Origin of the sequence: Pantoea sp. UYEF8 (assembly GCF_040546285.1) — a bacterium.
Classification (GTDB): Bacteria; Pseudomonadota; Gammaproteobacteria; order Enterobacterales; family Enterobacteriaceae; genus Pantoea; species Pantoea brenneri.
In genome coordinates this window covers 137,757-154,483 of record NZ_JBEPNM010000011.1, presented here as the reverse complement: position 1 = coordinate 154,483, position 16,727 = coordinate 137,757, and the positions used below count along the sequence as shown (strand labels likewise).

The window sequence follows — 16,727 nt, the reverse complement described above, 5'->3', positions numbered from 1 at the left end:
CGCAGCGCAACAATCAGAGAAACCGCATTTTCATCGGAAAGTGTCTGTTGCAATGTTATGGGTTCGCGTTCCCGGTAGCAGAGCACGCCACAGATTGACTACGAGGCCTGAGGTGCTCCCTTTTCGCTTTCATGTTTTCTTTTCAAGGAGTTTAGAAATGAACCAGCTAGAAGCCCTAAAACAGTTCACCACCGTGGTGGCGGACAGTGGTGATATCGAATCAATTCGCAATTACCATCCGGAAGACGCCACCACCAACCCGTCACTGATCCTCAAAGCCTCCAGTCTTGATGCCTATAAACACCTGATTGATGATGCGATCGACTACGCCAAAAAACAGGGCGGCAGCAAAGAGACGCAGATCATCAACGCCAGCGACAAAGTGGCGATTAACCTCGGTATGGAGATTCTGAAAAGCGTACCGGGCCGTGTCTCGACCGAAGTGGATGCGCGCCTCTCTTTCGATCGTGGCATGTGTGTGACTAAAGCAGAGAAACTGGTTCGCCTGTACGAAGAGCATGGTATCGACCGCTCACGTATTCTGATCAAGCTGGCCTCAACCTGGGAAGGCATCCGCGCGGCAGAAGAGCTGGAGAAAAATGGCATCAACTGTAACCTGACGCTGCTATTCTCCTTTGCCCAGGCGCGAGCCTGTGCCGAGGCGGGCGTGTTCCTGATCTCGCCATTTGTTGGCCGTATTTATGACTGGTACAACAGCCGCAAACCGATGGACCCTTATGTGGTCGATGAAGATCCGGGCGTGAAATCCGTTCGTCGCATCTACGACTACTACAAAAAGCATCGCTACAGCACCATCATCATGGGCGCCAGCTTCCGTAAAGTGGAGCAGATTGTGGCACTGGCCGGCTGCGACCGTCTGACCATTTCGCCTAACCTGCTGGAAGAGTTACAGAACAGCGATGCGCCGCTGGAACGTAAACTGGAGCCATCAACCGAAGGCTTCCATCAGCCGTCGCCGCTCTCTGAAGCTGAGTTCCGCTGGGAGCATAACCAGGATCCGATGGCGGTGGAAAAACTCTCTGACGGTATCCGTCAGTTCGCGGTTGACCAGCAGAAGCTGGAAGATGTGCTCGCCGCACGCCTGTAGTGTTCATTTTTAGTCGGGCGGGAATTTCCCGCCCTGATTCTTAACAAGGGAGAACTTTATGTCCTCACGCAGAGAGTTGGCAAACGCGATTCGTGCACTGAGTATGGATGCGGTACAGAAAGCAAACTCAGGTCACCCGGGTGCGCCAATGGGCATGGCAGATATCGCTGAAGTCTTATGGCGCGACTTCCTCAAACACAATCCGACCAATCCCGCCTGGCTCGACCGCGACCGGTTTATTCTCTCCAACGGTCACGGCTCAATGCTGCTTTACAGCCTGCTGCACCTGACCGGTTATGATCTGCCGATTGAAGAGCTGAAGAATTTCCGTCAGCTGCATTCAAAAACCCCGGGCCACCCGGAGATCGGCTACACCCCTGGCGTTGAAACCACCACCGGCCCGCTGGGTCAGGGACTGGCGAATGCTGTCGGCTTAGCCATTGCCGAACGCACCCTGGCGGCGCAGTTTAACCGCCCGGATCACGACATCGTTGACCACTTCACCTATGTCTTCATGGGCGATGGCTGTCTGATGGAAGGGATCTCGCACGAAGTCTGTTCGCTGGCCGGTACGTTGGGCCTCGGCAAACTGATCGGCTTCTACGACCACAATGGTATTTCGATTGATGGCGAGACCGAAGGCTGGTTTACCGACGACACCCATAAACGCTTTGAATCCTACAACTGGCATGTGATTGGCGACATTGACGGACACGATCCGGAAGCAGTCAGCCAGGCGATCAAAGAAGCGCAGAGCGTGACTGACAAGCCGTCACTGATTATCTGCCGCACTATTATCGGTTTCGGTTCGCCGAACAAAGCCGGTAAAGAAGAGTCACACGGTGCGGCGCTGGGTGAGGAAGAAGTGGCGCTGACGCGTAAGCAGCTCGGCTGGAACTATCCGCCGTTTGAAATTCCGGCAGAGATCTACCAGCAGTGGGATGCCAAAGCCGCCGGTGCGGAACGCGAAAAAGCCTGGGATGCTAAATTTGCCGCCTATAAGCAGGCCCATCCTGAGCTGGCTCTGGAATATGAGCGCCGGATGAATGGCGAAATGCCGTCTACCTGGGAAGCGGAAGCCACCAAATTCATCAACGATCTGCAGGCCAATCCACAGAAAATTGCCAGCCGTAAAGCGTCGCAAAACTCGCTGGAAGCCTACGGTAAATTACTGCCCGAGTTCCTCGGCGGATCGGCTGACCTGGCCCCGAGTAACCTCACCATCTGGTCAGGCTCGAAGTCGATCAAAGACGATCCGGCCGGTAACTACATCCACTACGGCGTGCGTGAATTCGGCATGACAGCGATTGGTAACGGTATCGCTCACCATGGTGGCTTCGTGCCTTACACCGCGACCTTCCTGATGTTCGTTGAGTACGCGCGTAATGCGGCGCGTATGGCGGCACTGATGAAAGCGCGGCAGATTCTGGTCTATACCCATGACTCGATTGGTCTGGGTGAAGATGGCCCGACGCACCAGCCGGTTGAGCAGATCGCCAGCCTGCGCCTGACGCCGAACATGAGCGTCTGGCGTCCGTGCGATCAGGTTGAGACGGCGGTGGCATGGAAAGCGGCGGTAGAACGCCATCACGGCCCGACGGCGCTGATCCTGTCACGTCAGAACCTGCTGCAACCGGAGCGCACGCCAGAGCAGATTGAGAACATCAAGCGCGGCGGTTATGTGCTGAAAGACTGCGACGGTACGCCAGAAGTGATTCTGATCGCGACCGGTTCAGAGATTGAGATCACCCTTGGCGCCGCGGAGAAACTGACCACCGGTGGCCATAAAGTCCGGGTGGTTTCTCTGCCATCTACTGACCTGTTTGATGCACAGGATGCCGCTTACCGTGAATCGGTACTGCCGAGCGGCGTGAAAGCGCGCGTGGCGGTTGAAGCCGGTATCGCTGATTACTGGTTCAAGTATGTCGGACTGGATGGTGCGATTGTCGGGATGACCACCTTTGGCGAATCAGCGCCGGCCGGTAAGTTGTTCCCTGAGTTTGGCTTCACGATTGAAAACATCGTCAGCCACGCTGAAGCATTACTCAAGCCAGTTTAATGGTTTTGCCCTTCCCGGCCGATCGGGAAGGGCCATTTCTGCTCATAGCCTGAAACAGAAAAAAATCTGCTTACCCCTCTTCCCGCCTCGCGCAAACTGATTACTATAGACTCGTCCTATTTTACGCTGCCTGTCCGCTGGCCGCCCGCCTCTTCCTGTCTGATGGAATGTTGCGGTTTGCTGTCGGCGACTTCCTGAAGTATTAAGGCAGCCATTTTCCGCCGATTTAATAGCGAAGCCCTCTCCGTTGAACATGCGCACATCATATTTACTGGCCTTAATGGTTTCTCTGCTTCCATTAAAAAGCATGGCGCAGGTCGCGCCCGATCCATTGCTGGCGTCACAGATTGTCGATCGCTATGCGGAACATATCTTTTACGGCAGCGGCGCGACCGGCATGGCGCTGGTGGCCATTGATGGCAATCAGCGGGTGTTCGCCAGCTTTGGTGAAACCCGGCCAGGCAACAATGTGCGTCCGCAAAAAGATTCGCTGATTCGCATCGCCTCACTCAGTAAGCTCATGACCAGCGAAGTGATGGTAAAGCTGGCGGAGCGCGGCCAGATCCGCCTCGACGATCCGCTCAGTAAATATGCGCCGCCGGGCGCGCGGGTACCGGGCTACAACGGCCAGCCGATTCGTCTGATTAACCTGTCGACTCATACCAGCGGTCTGCCGCGTGAGCAGCCCGGCGGTAAACCTCATCGTCCGGTCTTTGTCTGGCCCACACGCGCTGAGCGCTGGGACTGGCTCTCTGGTGCCACGCTTAAATCAGCACCGGGCAGCGATGCCGCCTATTCCAACCTGGGATACGATCTGCTGAGCGATGCGTTGTCGCGGGCAGCGGGTACGCCTTATCCGGCGCTGTTTCAGCAGCTGATTACCCGACCGCTCGGCATGAAAGACACCACGTTTACCCCGTCGCCAGAGCAGTGCAGCCGGTTAATGGTGGCCGAGAAAGGCGCCAGCCCTTGTAACAATACGCTGGCCGCGATTGGCAGCGGCGGCGTCTACTCCACGCCGGATGATATGGGTCGCTGGATGCAGCAGTTCCTTAATTCATCGGTCAACCAGCGCACGCCGCAGATCGATCGGCTGCAGACGCTGATCTATCGCCGCGAGCAGTTGCATAAAGTTGAAGGCATGGATGTGCCGGGCAAAGCCGACGCGCTGGGAATGGGCTGGGTCTATATGGGACCAAAATCCGGACGTCCTGGCATCATTCAGAAAACCGGCGGTGGCGGCGGCTTCATTACCTATATGGCGATGGTGCCGCAGCATAATGTGGGAGTGTTTGTGGTCGTCACCCGCTCACCGCTCACCCGCTTTACACCGATGAGCGATGGCGTGAACAACATGCTGGCTGAACTGGTCGGTAACCAGCTGGGATCACCGATGATGGTGCAGGCGATTCGTTAACGTTGCTGCACCGCACTGGCGGACTGGCTTACCCACAGGGTGGGCCAGTCATCGCTGCTGTGCCAGGCGTCACAGGTCGATTCTTCAGCATACTCCGCCAGCACAAAACGCGTGCCGTCAAACTGCCAGCGTGTCGCTCTGCCGCAGTCGCCTAATCCGCGTCCTTTGCCAAAGGTATAGAGCTGGCCGGTAGCCGCATCGTAATCCGCATTGATCAACTCAAGCTGGCGTTCGCTGGTACCCGGTGGCGTAAATGGCAGGGTCAGCGTCACCCCTCTCGCCACGTAAGGCTGACTGCGCGTCACTTCAAACGCCAGATCGATCACGTTGTAAGCGCCCATTTCGCAACTCACCAGCAGCAGCGCTTTCTGATCGGTCAGCGGCGCCACGCTCACTTCGCGCCGCATCGGGTCCAGCGAACAGGAGTCGGTATTGATGCGCCAGGTGCCGTAATCGATCAGTCCGCTGGTCTCTTCGCGGGTCAGCGCAGCAGGCTGAGGCGGCGCGGGCGGTAATGGCGGCAGAGTCGGTGACGGCGGCACATCCCAGCTGGCCCGGTCGCCGCGCTTAACCCAGGCACTCATGCCATTCACCCTGCCCTGCACATCATCCATCAGCAGCAGTGCCGCTTTCATGCCGCGCAGCGAGATCAGGGCATTGGGATCGTAGGTGAGCTGCACGGTTTTTGCGTCCAGTACCAAATCAAGGAATTCATCGATGGCGATGGCGTTGCTGGTGGCGAGATGATGGGGTTCTACCGTCCAGTGTTTCAGATCGGGTTTGAGGCGACGCTGGTCGAGCAACAGATTATCCTGCAGCGGCCCGCCCTTCAGCTCACCGCTGTAGGCGCTGCCATAGTCGATACGCAGCAGCGGGCGGTCATTGACCCCCGCATGACGCGAAATCGTCATTACTAATCCTTTGTCGCCCGGAATATTGCGTGCCACGCAGAATGCCGCGTTGTTACAGGTCATTTGCCAGTCGTTAAACGACTTCTGCAACGGTTCGGCCTGCACAGAGGCAACCAACAGCGAAGACGACAGCCACAGCGATTTCATCCAATACGACATTAAGAAAATCGATCCCCGAATACTCAGAGTGGAGATGATAGCGCATCAACGGGCCCGACGGCGGCCGCATTCTGTGAACCCGTCCAGAAAGCGCGATTAACTGCTTAAAAAGCAGCCATGGTTCAGTGAAAAGTAACGCATCAGCCACCGCTACTCAGGATAAAATCGGATCGGTTCGCTGCGCGCGTTACGGCTTTAACCAGCCCGCTAACTGCGCATGCTGTAACAACATCACGGTTTTACCGTCGCAGATGCGGCCATCTTTGACCATCGCCAGCGCCTCAGGAAAAGCGATCTCCAGCACCTCGATCGATTCATCCTCAACCCCGCCGCCCGCATTGTCGCGCAGCGATTCATTATACTCAGCAGCGAAAAAGTGGATAAGCTCGGTCACTCCGCCCGGCGACATGTAGCAGGCATAGAGTTTTTCTACCTCGCCTACCGCATAACCGGTCTCTTCAATCGCCTCTTTGCGAATGCAATCTTCGGGTGAATCGTCGTCGAGTAAGCCAGCGCAGGCTTCGATCAGCATGCCGCTGTGGTTACCGTTGACGTAGGTGGCGATGCGGAACTGACGCGTCAGCACCACGTTGTTCTTTTCGCGGTTATACAGCAGGATAGTCGCCCCGTTGCCGCGATCGTAGACTTCGCGTTTATGGCGAATCACTTTGTCACGCCGGTCGGTGATTTCATAGGTGAAGTTGCGTAGCACAAACCAGTTATCAGACAGCAACTTATCTTTGATGACATTGATCTTAAACGACATGCGCGCTCCGCTACAGCATAAAGGGAGTCTGCCATCATAGGATGAAGCCGCCGGGAAAACTATCTGAATTCGCCTGCCGCCGCGCTGGATAAACGGCAATAAAAAATCCAGCCCGCAGGCTGGCTTATTCACGACGCGCTGAGATTAGTGCGAGCTTTCATCTGCCAGTCGGGCTGGCTTCGGCTCTTCTTCATGGTGATCGTGTTCGGTTTCCGCAATAGCGCTGACGCGCTTACGGACCCCAAACCAGCCCAGCACCAGAATCACCGCAATCAGCGGGATTGAGGCGATGGTGTAGGTGCCGTTCGGATAATCAAACGCCATCAACACCAGCACGCTGAACAGGAACAGCAGCGTCAGCCACGAGGTAAACGGCGCGCCTGGCAGCTTAAAGCTGACGTCATCCGCTTTGCCTTCTTTGATCGCCTTACGCAGGCGCAGCTGGCACACCACAATAAAGGCCCAGGAAGAGATAATTCCCAGCGAAGCGACGTTCAGGACAATCTCGAAGACCTGTGAAGGCACATAGTAGTTAAGCACCACGCCAATCACGTAGACGCCGATGGTGACCAGAATACCGGCATAAGGCACCTGCTGACCGTTCATCTTTGACATGAATTTTGGTGCCGATCCGCCCATCGACATGGAACGCAGAATACGTCCGGTCGAGTAAAGGCCGGAGTTCAGGCTGGAGAGCGCCGCGCTCAGCACCACGATATTCATGATGCTGCCAATGTAAGGCACGCCCAGCTTCGAGAAGAAGGTCACAAACGGACTCTGACCTGCCTGATAGGCATTCCACGGCAGCAGCATCACCAGCAGCACCACCGACCCGACATAGAACAGGCCGATACGCCAGATCACGCTATTGATCGCTTTTGGCAGCATGGTTTTCGGGTCTTTACATTCGCCGGCCGCGGTACCGACCAGCTCAATCGAGGCGAAGGCAAATACCACCCCCTGAATCAGTACCAGCGCCGGCAGTAAGCCATGCGGGAACAGGCCGCCGTTGTCGCTAATCAGATGGAAACCGGTACTGTTGCCATCCAGCGGTTTGCCGGTGCCGAGGAATACCACGCCCACCACCAGAAACAGCACAATCGCCAGCACTTTGACCAGCGCGAACCAGAACTCCATCTCGGCGAACCACTTCACGCCAATCATGTTCATGGTGCCTACGATGGCCAGCGCGCCAAGCGCGAAGACCCACTGTGGCACATCGCCAAACGCGCCCCAGTAGTGCATGTAGAGCGCGACGGCGGTGATGTCGACGATACCGGTCATGGCCCAGTTCACGAAATACATCCAGCCTGCGACGTATGACGCTTTTTCACCGAGGAATTCACGGGCATAGGAGACGAAGCTGCCGCTGCTGGGGCGATGTAATACCAGTTCGCCCAGGGCACGCAGGATAAAGAAGGAGAAGATGCCGCACACCAGATAGATGATAGCCAGCGCCGGTCCGGCCGCCTGCAGACGGCCACCGGCCCCCAGGAACAGACCGGTGCCAATGGCGCCGCCGATAGCAATCATCTGTACGTGACGGTTGCCCATCGCCTTTTGATAGCCGCTGTCGTGCGAATTCAGCCAGCGTCTTTTTGCAGCGCGCATCTCGGCCGCAGATTTTTTATTCGATTTCATAGCTTTCCTGTTTGTCCTGACCATCAGTCGCAGTACATCCAAACGATTGCGTTATGCCATGCGAAATGGGGTATTTTCCTCTGTGCGTCTGCCTGTGAGTTAGCGAAAGCAGCGCGGGAATTAACGGCGATGAATCCTACCCGTTCTGCAAGAACGAAGCAAAATATAGTGGGAGGCTGCACGGGTTGATTTGTAAGAATCGGTTCTGATGCACAAAAACAAAAAAACCGGCCGCAAACGGGCCGGTAAAAGCTACAGGGATGGAAACCAGGAGGGTGGGATTAGCGGTAGATCTCTGCGGTGCCGGTCCACAGGCTGGAGTCACCCGGGTTGTCGACACCGATAACGCGATAGTGGCTGGCGCCCATCTCTTCCGCTTTTTGTGACAGCTGGCGATTCGCATCATCCAGTGAGCCACGGACATTAGAGACGGAAACGTTGCCGATGCTCTGCATACTCTGCGCCTGGTCACGGTCAACCGGCAGCGCAGCGAAGGTTGAAAATGAGGCGGTAGCCAGCAGGGCACCAGCCAGAACTGCATTCAGTCTTTTCATCAGATGCTCCTTAAAATGTGATCCGCGAGTGTTTTAATGACTGGATGAATTATTAACGCTGCAATGAAAGGCAACCTCTGCCGGGCGTAAAGCTGGTTATTTTTTAAACGCCTTTATCTGTGCGTTCCTGGGAACGGTCAGTTGCGGTCATTTTATGTACATTATGTAACGGCTTGTGTAATAAACAGGGTATTGGGACTTTGCGTTGTGCCACCGCTCTCTTATAATCCCGCACTCCCTACAGGGCTATTGATGTGATTGTTAAACGTTCCGTTACCCACAGCATTGCGCAGGCGTTAAGCGCCATCGTGCTGCTTTCACTGCTGACCACCGGTCTGGCGCTGGTCACCCTCTTCAGTAGCCAGCGTGATGCCGAAGCGATCAATCTGGCGGGATCGCTGCGGATGCAGAGTTACCGTATGGCCTGGGATGCCAGCAGTCAGCCACAGCAGCTGCCTCAACATCTGGTGCTGTTCCGGCAGACGCTCGACGCTCCGGTGCTGCAAAAGCTGGATCGCCCCTGGGTGCCGCGCGAAGTTAAGCTGCTCTACCAGCGGTTACGCGCAGGCTGGCCGTCATTGCAGCAGCGGCTGGAACAGGGTGATGCGCTGGCTTATCAGCAGCAGGTACCGCTTTACGTCGGCGAGATCGACCGTTTCGTGCTGGGTTTGCAGCGCTATGCTGAACTGAAAATGCGGCTGGTAGCGGCCAGCAGCCTGGCCGGGGTCATCGCCATTGTGGCGCTGGCGCTGCTGACTATTCGGTTCACCCGGCAGCAGGTGGTGCGCCCGCTCAATGCGCTGGTCACCGCCAGCCGCTATGTTGAGAGCGGCAATTTTGATTTTCCGCCGCTCAGGGTGGAGCAGCAGAACGAACTAAAGGTGCTGTCGCAAGCGTTTAGCGGCATGGCGACCCGCCTGCATTCACACTATCAGCTGCTGGAAAGCACGGTGCGCGCGAAAACCGAAGATCTTACTCAGGCCAACCGCACACTGTCGCTGCTGTACGACAGCTCACAGATGCTGACCGCCAGCCCGCTGCATCCGGCCCTGTTTGAAGCGGTGCTCAATAATGTCCTGACCCGCGAGAAACTGACGGCGATTCGGCTCGACAGCGACCAGTTTCATTTTCATGCCGGTGAATGTGATGCCACCACGGACTGGCAACGACTGCCGCTGCAGCAGGGCGACCAGCAGATTGGCGAACTGCGCTGGCGGGCGCGCGCGCCTGCCCCGGCGGATGAGTTAATGCGCAGCCTGGCGGCGATGCTGGGACGCGCCATCTGGATCTGGCAGGCCCAGAAGCAGCATCAGCAGATGCTGCTGATTGAGGAACGCACCACTATCGCTCGCGAACTGCACGATTCGCTGGCGCAGTCGCTGTCATTTTTGCGCATTCAGCTTACGCTGCTGCGACGGACCGTCGATAAATCTGACCAAGCCGCCCACGGCATCATTGCCGACTTTGATCAGGCGCTGGCCGATGCCTATCGCCAGTTACGGGAACTGCTGACTACCTTTCGCCTGACCATCGAACAGGCGGATCTGGTGGCGGCGATGCAGGCGATGATCGCCTCGCTGCAGGAACAGACCGGCGCGCAGATTCTCTTCAACTATCAGCCAGGCTTAGAGAGTCTCGAAGCGCAGCAGCAGGTCCATGTTTTACAGATCGCCCGCGAAGCGTTGCTGAATGCGATTCGTCACGCCAGCGCGCAGTGCATCAGCATTGATTATCAGCACACCGAACAGGGTGAGCACTTACTGACGATTACCGATGACGGCGTTGGCATCAGCAACACCGATGAACCGCCAGGCCACTACGGACTGACCATTATGGCGGAGCGCGCGCAGCGCTTAGACGGCAAGCTCAGCATCAGCGCCCAGCCACGCGGCACCCAGGTCGCACTGCGTTTTCCACCGCGTCCGGCGCGTCAGTTCGAATAGCGTGCCGGTGCGGGTTAACAGATTATTGATAAGCGATCGCCAGCCTGCTTCAGGCGAATGGCGACAGCAGAGCCGCTGCGGCGCAGAATTCTGTGTCAGCAGCAGGTGACATCTTTCACGCATAACAGCCTGAAACAGTTCGGGGAAAGGAAAAGAACATGCAACAGCCCACATTAACTTTGATGATTGTTGACGATCATCCGCTGATGCGCCGGGGGATTCGTCAGCTACTGGCGCTCGATCCCCGGCTGGTCGTGATCGCAGAAGCCAACAACGGCACGGAAGCGCTGGCAGAGGCTCGCCAGCATGAGCCGGATGTGATCCTGCTCGACCTGAATATGAAAGGCATGTCGGGACTGGATACCCTTAAAGCCCTGCGCCACGAAGGCATCAGTTCGCGCATTCTGGTGCTGACCGTCTCTGACGCCCACAGTGATATTTTCACCATGGTGGATGCCGGTGCCGATGGGTATCTGCTGAAAGACAGCGAGCCGGAGATCCTGCTGGGACAGATTCTGCAAGCTTCCCAGGGCGAAAAAGTGTTCAGCGAAGGCGTCGCCCGTTATCTTGCCAATCGCCAGCACAGCGCCGATCCTTTACGCCAGCTGACTGAGCGTGAGCGTGATGTGCTGCAGGAGGTGGCGCGCGGTCTGTCGAATAAAGAGATTGGCACCATTCTGCATATCTCAGAAGAGACGGTAAAAGTGCATATCCGCAACCTGTTGCGGAAACTGGATGTGCGCTCGCGCGTTGCCGCGACCGTGCTCTGGCTTGAAAGCCGCCATCGTTAAATAATCGGAGAATTTACACTTTCTCCACAATTTCTCCACGATTCTCTAATTGACCGCACGTAGAGTAAGTGTCGGCAGGAAATCGTGGAAGAGATCATCCGGTTGCTCTGCCGGTGCACCCTTTCCTGGGCTCTCATTCCTGATAAAAAAGCACTGAGGAGTGTCGATTTAATGTCGAATTTCTTTATCGACCGACCCATCTTTGCATGGGTTCTGGCGATTTTGCTGTGTCTTTGCGGCACCCTTTCCATTATTTCGCTGCCTATTGAACAGTATCCCGACCTGGCACCGCCCAACGTGCGGATCACCGCTAACTATCCTGGCGCCTCTGCCGAAACGCTGGAGAACACCGTTACCCAGGTGATCGAGCAGAATATGACTGGCATCGATAACCTGATGTACATGTCATCCAACAGCAGCAACACCGGCCAGGCGCAGATCACCCTCACCTTCACCGCTGGCACCGATCCGGATGAAGCGCGCCAGCAGGTACAAAACCAGCTGCAATCCGCGCTGCGTAAATTACCCCAGGCAGTGCAGTCACAGGGCGTGACGGTCAACAAAACCGGTGACAGCAACATTCTGATGGTGGCCTTTGTCTCGACCGACGGCAGCATGGATAAGCAGGATATTGCAGATTATGTCGCCAGTAACATCCAGGATCCGCTAAGCCGCATTGATGGCGTCGGCCAGGTAGATGCTTATGGTTCACAATACGCGATGCGCATCTGGCTCGATCCCAACAAGCTGATCGCCTACTCCCTGACCACCGATGATGTGGTCAGCGCCATCGAATCGCAGAATGCCCAGGTCGCCGTCGGCCAGGTTGGCGGCCTGCCATCGGTAGACAAGCAGGCGCTTAACGCCACGGTGAATGCCCAGTCGATGCTGCAGACGCCGGAGCAGTTCCGGGCGATTACCCTGAAGAACAATCCTGATGGCTCGGTGGTCACGCTGGGTGATGTTGCCAGCGTGGCGCTCGGTGCCGAAAAATATGACTACCTCAGCCGCTATAATGGCCAGCCCGCTTCCGGTCTGGGGGTCAAACTGGCCTCGGGTGCCAATGAGATGAATACCGACAAGCTGGTGCGGGCGCGTATTGAGGAGTTATCCCACTATTTTCCGCACGGGCTGGAAGCCAAAATCGCCTATGAAACTTCGCCATTCGTCAAAGCGTCAATTACCGATGTGGTGAAGACGCTGCTGGAAGCGATTGTGCTGGTGTTTGGTGTGATGTACCTGTTTATGCAGAACTTCCGCGCCACGCTGATCCCCACCATCGCCGTCCCGGTGGTGCTGTTTGGCACCTTCAGCGTGCTCTACGCCTGCGGTTTCAGTATCAATACCCTGACGATGTTCGCCATGGTGCTGGCGATCGGCCTGCTGGTGGATGACGCCATCGTGGTGGTGGAAAACGTTGAACGCCTGATGAGTGAAGAGGGATTGTCGCCGCGTGCCGCGACACGCAAATCGATGGGCCAGATTCAGGGCGCGCTGGTCGGTATCGCACTGGTGCTGTCGGCAGTCTTCGTGCCGATGGCTTTTTTTGGCGGCACGGTCGGGGCCATTTATCGCCAGTTCTCAATCACCATTGTGTCGGCAATGGTGTTGTCGGTACTGGTGGCGATGATCCTGACGCCCGCGCTGTGCGCCACGCTGCTCAAGCCGGTGAAGCCCGGCGAGTCGCACGGGCGTGGCGGCTTCTTCGGCTGGTTCAACCGTCACTTCAATAAAAACGCGGACCGTTACCAGCACGGCGTGGCAGGTATTCTGCGTAAGGGCGGCCGCTGGCTGCTGCTCTATCTTGCGCTTATCGGCCTGATGGCCTTTCTGTTTCTGCGTCTGCCCACTTCTTTCCTGCCGCTGGAAGATCGCGGCGTGTTTCTGACCCAGGTCCAGCTTCCGGCCGGTGCCACCTTAGAGCAGACTGCCGCCGTGGTGGCAAAAGTCGAAAATTACTATCTGACCGAAGAACAGGCCAATGTGCTGTCGGTGTTCTCGACCATCGGCGCCGGGCCTGGCGGTAACGGTCAGAACGTGGCGCGGCTGTTTGTCCGACTGAAAAACTGGGAAGATCGTCCCGGTGCCGATCGCACCTCGTTCGCGATTATTGATCGCGCCACAAAAGCGTTTCAGAAGATTAAAGAGGGTCGGGTGATCGTCAGCAGTCCGCCGGCCATTACTGGCATGGGCAGTTCGTCGGGCTTTGACCTGCAGCTGCAGGATCATGCCGGGCTCGGCCATGCCCGGTTAATGGCGATGCGCGATAAGCTACTGGAGATGGCCGCCAGCGATAAATCGTTATCGCGGGTGCGCCACAACGGACTCGACGACAGCCCACAGTTACAGATTGATGTCGATGAGCGCAAAGCGCAGGCGCTGGGCGTCTCGCTCGATACCATCAACGACACCCTGACCACCGCCTGGGGCTCAAGCTATGTGAATGACTTCCTCGATCGTGGCCGGGTGAAAAAAGTCTATGTCCAGGCGGCAGCCGAATTCCGCATGCTGCCGGGCGATATCAATAAGTGGTACGTGCGCAACAGCAGCGGCGGCATGGTGCCCTTCTCCGCGTTCGCCACCAGCCACTGGGAGACCGGTTCCCCCCGGCTGGAGCGCTACAACGGTTACTCCTCGCTGGAGATTGTCGGTGAAGCCGCCAACGGCGTCAGCAGCGGCACCGCGATGGATGAGATGGAAAAACTGGTCAACGCCTTACCGCTGGGCGTCGGCTTCCAGTGGAGCGGCGCTTCGTACCAGGAGCGTCTGTCCGGCTCGCAGGCACCGGTGCTGTATGCTATTTCGCTGCTGGTGGTGTTCCTCTGCCTCGCCGCGCTGTATGAGAGCTGGTCGATTCCGTTCTCGGTGATGCTGGTGGTCCCGCTCGGCGTGGTCGGCGCGCTGATTGCCACCTGGCTGCGCGGTCTGGAGAACGACGTTTACTTCCAGGTCGGGTTGCTGACGGTGGTGGGCCTCTCCGCCAAGAACGCCATTCTGATTGTTGAGTTTGCCAATGAGATCAACAGCAAAGGCGGCGAACTGGTGGCATCAACGCTGGAGGCCGCCCGCCAGCGCCTGCGGCCGATTCTGATGACCTCGCTGGCCTTTATCTTCGGGGTACTGCCGATGGCGATCAGCAGCGGTGCCGGCTCCGGCAGTCAGCATGCGGTCGGTACCGGCGTGATGGGTGGCATGATCTCCGCCACGCTGCTGGCGATCTTCTTCGTACCGCTGTTCTTCGTGCTGGTACGCCGTCGTTTCCCGCTGAAAGAGAAACCGCACGATTAAGCAGGCTGACTCAGCGGAGAGTCGCGCCAGAAATAAAAAGCGGCCACTGATATCAGTGACCGCCTTATTTCTGTGTGTGGTAAGAATTGCAGCAAGAGGGGAAGCGCCCTGCTTTTCTCGTCACGTGTTACTTGTTGCGTAACATCGCTTCGATAAATTCTTTCCAGTTCCCCATTTCAGTGTCAATCATAATGCCCTCTCTTATTGTGATGGCAATGTTACGCGCTTTTTTTCATCAGGTGAATACGTTTACACCTGTTATCACTATCGGCAGCGGTGAATAAAACCTGAGTTTTATCGGATTTGGTAGCTGACGCACATTTCAGCAACTGCTTAACCCGCCTGCAATTATTAATTGATAACCCCAGCGGTAGCTTATTTTCTCAACATGGCGAAATTCTTAATTATCCAATGATAAGCCAGGTAATGATTACGGCTGAAATTGATAACGTTTACCTGATGCCTGCCGGTAACGATTATTGACAGCTCTGGCCCGCCTGGTGAGATGCCGCAACGGATCGCACTATGCTAAACTCGCGCTTTGGCTGCTTTTTTCAGCTTCAACGTTTCACAGGACAATAAGGATCAGGCAATGAGCGCGCAGTGGGTGATGTACGGGATTAAAAATTGCGACACGATAAAAAAAGCCCGGGGCTTTTTAACGGCTGCTGGCATCGACTATCGGTTCCATGACTACCGTGCTGATGGCCTGAGTGACGCGCAGCTGCAGGAATTTATTGATGCGCTGGGCTATACCACCCTGCTCAACACCCGCGGCACCACCTGGCGCAAATTGCCCGAGGCAGAGCGCGAGGCCGTCACCGATGCAGACAGCGCCAAAGCGCTGATGCTGGCCCAGCCTGCGATGATTAAACGCCCGCTGTTACGCACTCCGGATGGCACTTTGCTTGCCGGCTTTAGTGAGACGACCTATCAGAATGCTATCCAGGAGAAGTCATAATATGTTTTGCCCGGTCATTGAGCTGACGCAACAGCTTATTCGTCGCCCGTCTCTCAGCCCCGATGATGCCGGCTGTCAGGCTCTGCTGATCGCCCGCTTGCAGGCGATTGGCTTTCACATCGAGACCATGAACATCGGTGACACCCTGAATTTCTGGGCTACCCGTGGTGAAGGCGAAACGCTGGCGTTTGCCGGTCATACCGATGTGGTCCCGGCGGGCGATGCCAGCCGCTGGATCAATCCTCCTTTTGAACCCACCATCCGTGACGGCATGCTGTTTGGCCGTGGCGCGGCCGATATGAAAGGCTCGCTGGCGGCGATGGTGGTGGCCGCCGAACGTTTTGTCGCCGTCCATCCTCACCATAAAGGCCGGCTGGCGTTTCTGATTACTTCCGATGAAGAGGCCAGCGGTGCTAACGGTACCGTTAAAGTGGTTGAGCGCCTGATGGCACGCCAGGAACGGCTTGATTACTGCCTGGTTGGCGAACCGTCCAGTACCGAAGTGGTGGGCGACGTAGTGAAAAATGGCCGGCGCGGCTCGATCACCGCGAATCTGACGGTGCATGGGGTTCAGGGTCATGTCGCCTATCCCCATCTGGCCGATAACCCGGTGCATCGGGCGATGCCGGCGCTGAATGAACTGGTGGCCGTCGAGTGGGACCAGGGCAATGCCTTCTTTCCGGCGACCAGCATGCAGATTGCCAACGTACAGGCCGGAACCGGCAGCAACAACGTCATCCCCGGCGAGCTGTTCGTGCAGTTCAACTTCCGTTTCAGCACTGAGTTGACCGATGAGATGATCCGTCAGCGGGTTGCAGAACTGCTGGATCGTCATCAGCTGCGCTACACCATTGAGTGGAAACTCTCGGGTCAGCCGTTCCTGACCGATCGCGGTAAGCTGGTCGATGCCGTCGTAAAAGCGGTGGCGCACTATAATGAGATTAAGCCGCAGCTGCTGACGACCGGCGGCACCTCTGATGGCCGGTTTATCGCCCGGATGGGTGCGCAGGTAGTAGAACTGGGTCCGGTGAATGCCACCATTCATAAAATCAATGAGTGTGTGAAAGCCTCCGACCTGCAGATGCTGAGCCGGATGTATCAACGCATCATGGAACAACTGATCGCCTGA

General features: G+C 56.7%; 13 protein-coding genes. 8 read left to right on the top strand and 5 right to left on the bottom strand.

Annotation, left to right across the window (positions count from 1 at the left end):
* Positions 1–157 precede the first annotated feature (157 nt).
* The 3 genes from tal (at position 158) to ampH (ending at position 4,584) form a co-directional block, all read left to right on the top strand.
* Positions 158–1,108: a transaldolase gene (gene tal / locus ABIB18_RS18810; RefSeq protein WP_031375846.1), complete on the top strand. Its 951-nt coding sequence runs from the start codon at positions 158–160 to the stop codon at positions 1,106–1,108.
* A gap of 58 nt (positions 1,109–1,166) precedes the next feature.
* Entirely contained in the window at positions 1,167–3,167 is a 2,001-nt protein-coding gene (gene tkt / locus ABIB18_RS18805) for a transketolase (RefSeq protein ID WP_031375845.1), read from the top strand.
* 253 nt (positions 3,168–3,420) lie between these two features.
* Positions 3,421–4,584, top strand: coding sequence for a D-alanyl-D-alanine-carboxypeptidase/endopeptidase AmpH (ampH, locus tag ABIB18_RS18800; protein WP_031375844.1), 1,164 nt, complete (start codon positions 3,421–3,423; stop codon positions 4,582–4,584).
* Here ampH and ABIB18_RS18795 read toward each other — a convergent pair.
* The 4 genes from ABIB18_RS18795 to ABIB18_RS18780 form a co-directional block, all read right to left on the bottom strand.
* On the bottom strand, positions 4,581–5,654 hold the full coding sequence (locus ABIB18_RS18795) for a DUF1176 domain-containing protein (protein WP_031375843.1): 1,074 nt from the start codon (positions 5,652–5,654) through the stop codon (positions 4,581–4,583). The genes ampH and ABIB18_RS18795 overlap by 4 nt on opposite strands.
* 187 nt (positions 5,655–5,841) lie before the next feature.
* Positions 5,842–6,420: a GDP-mannose pyrophosphatase NudK gene (nudK, locus tag ABIB18_RS18790; RefSeq protein WP_031375842.1), complete on the bottom strand. Its 579-nt coding sequence runs from the start codon at positions 6,418–6,420 to the stop codon at positions 5,842–5,844.
* 144 nt (positions 6,421–6,564) lie between these two features.
* Positions 6,565–8,061 carry an L-asparagine permease gene (ansP, locus tag ABIB18_RS18785; protein WP_031375841.1) on the bottom strand — a complete coding sequence of 499 codons (1,497 nt, stop codon included), beginning with the start codon at positions 8,059–8,061 and terminating at the stop codon, positions 6,565–6,567.
* Between the two features lie 281 nt (positions 8,062–8,342).
* Positions 8,343–8,615 carry a YdgH/BhsA/McbA-like domain containing protein gene (locus ABIB18_RS18780; RefSeq protein WP_031375840.1) on the bottom strand — a complete coding sequence of 91 codons (273 nt, stop codon included), beginning with the start codon at positions 8,613–8,615 and terminating at the stop codon, positions 8,343–8,345.
* A gap of 254 nt (positions 8,616–8,869) precedes the next feature.
* Between ABIB18_RS18780 and narQ the strand changes: the two genes are divergently transcribed.
* The 3 genes from narQ (at position 8,870) to acrD (ending at position 14,637) form a co-directional block, all read left to right on the top strand.
* Positions 8,870–10,558, top strand: coding sequence for a nitrate/nitrite two-component system sensor histidine kinase NarQ (gene narQ / locus ABIB18_RS18775; RefSeq protein WP_354475225.1), 1,689 nt, complete (start codon positions 8,870–8,872; stop codon positions 10,556–10,558).
* A gap of 158 nt (positions 10,559–10,716) precedes the next feature.
* Positions 10,717–11,349 carry a response regulator gene (locus tag ABIB18_RS18770; RefSeq protein ID WP_031375839.1) on the top strand — a complete coding sequence of 211 codons (633 nt, stop codon included), beginning with the start codon at positions 10,717–10,719 and terminating at the stop codon, positions 11,347–11,349.
* 171 nt (positions 11,350–11,520) lie between these two features.
* Complete coding sequence (gene acrD, locus ABIB18_RS18765) at positions 11,521–14,637, top strand: multidrug efflux RND transporter permease AcrD (RefSeq protein WP_354475223.1); 3,117 nt, start codon at positions 11,521–11,523, stop codon at positions 14,635–14,637.
* A gap of 127 nt (positions 14,638–14,764) precedes the next feature.
* On the opposite strand, the gene ypfM is transcribed toward acrD, so the two are convergent.
* Positions 14,765–14,827 (bottom strand): protein YpfM, encoded by a 63-nt coding sequence (ypfM, locus tag ABIB18_RS18760; RefSeq protein ID WP_139015967.1) that lies wholly within the window; start codon positions 14,825–14,827, stop codon positions 14,765–14,767.
* A 402-nt stretch (positions 14,828–15,229) separates the two neighbouring features.
* Here ypfM and ABIB18_RS18755 point away from each other — a divergent pair, with 402 nt between their 5' ends.
* Entirely contained in the window at positions 15,230–15,598 is a 369-nt protein-coding gene (locus tag ABIB18_RS18755) for an ArsC family reductase (protein ID WP_031375836.1), read from the top strand.
* A 1-nt stretch (position 15,599) separates the two neighbouring features.
* The gene (dapE, locus tag ABIB18_RS18750; RefSeq protein ID WP_069728723.1) at positions 15,600–16,727 is read left to right on the top strand and encodes a succinyl-diaminopimelate desuccinylase; all 1,128 of its coding nucleotides are present in this window, start codon (positions 15,600–15,602) and stop codon (positions 16,725–16,727) included.

Coding starts and splice junctions, on each gene's coding strand:
- tal (WP_031375846.1), top strand. CDS start 158: ATGAACCAGCTAGAAGCCCTAAAACAGTTCACCACCGTGGTGGCGGAC.
- tkt (WP_031375845.1), top strand. CDS start 1,167: ATGTCCTCACGCAGAGAGTTGGCAAACGCGATTCGTGCACTGAGTATG.
- ampH (WP_031375844.1), top strand. CDS start 3,421: ATGCGCACATCATATTTACTGGCCTTAATGGTTTCTCTGCTTCCATTA.
- ABIB18_RS18795 (WP_031375843.1), bottom strand. CDS start 5,654: ATGTCGTATTGGATGAAATCGCTGTGGCTGTCGTCTTCGCTGTTGGTT.
- nudK (WP_031375842.1), bottom strand. CDS start 6,420: ATGTCGTTTAAGATCAATGTCATCAAAGATAAGTTGCTGTCTGATAAC.
- ansP (WP_031375841.1), bottom strand. CDS start 8,061: ATGAAATCGAATAAAAAATCTGCGGCCGAGATGCGCGCTGCAAAAAGA.
- ABIB18_RS18780 (WP_031375840.1), bottom strand. CDS start 8,615: ATGAAAAGACTGAATGCAGTTCTGGCTGGTGCCCTGCTGGCTACCGCC.
- ABIB18_RS18770 (WP_031375839.1), top strand. CDS start 10,717: ATGCAACAGCCCACATTAACTTTGATGATTGTTGACGATCATCCGCTG.
- acrD (WP_354475223.1), top strand. CDS start 11,521: ATGTCGAATTTCTTTATCGACCGACCCATCTTTGCATGGGTTCTGGCG.
- ABIB18_RS18755 (WP_031375836.1), top strand. CDS start 15,230: ATGAGCGCGCAGTGGGTGATGTACGGGATTAAAAATTGCGACACGATA.
- dapE (WP_069728723.1), top strand. CDS start 15,600: ATGTTTTGCCCGGTCATTGAGCTGACGCAACAGCTTATTCGTCGCCCG.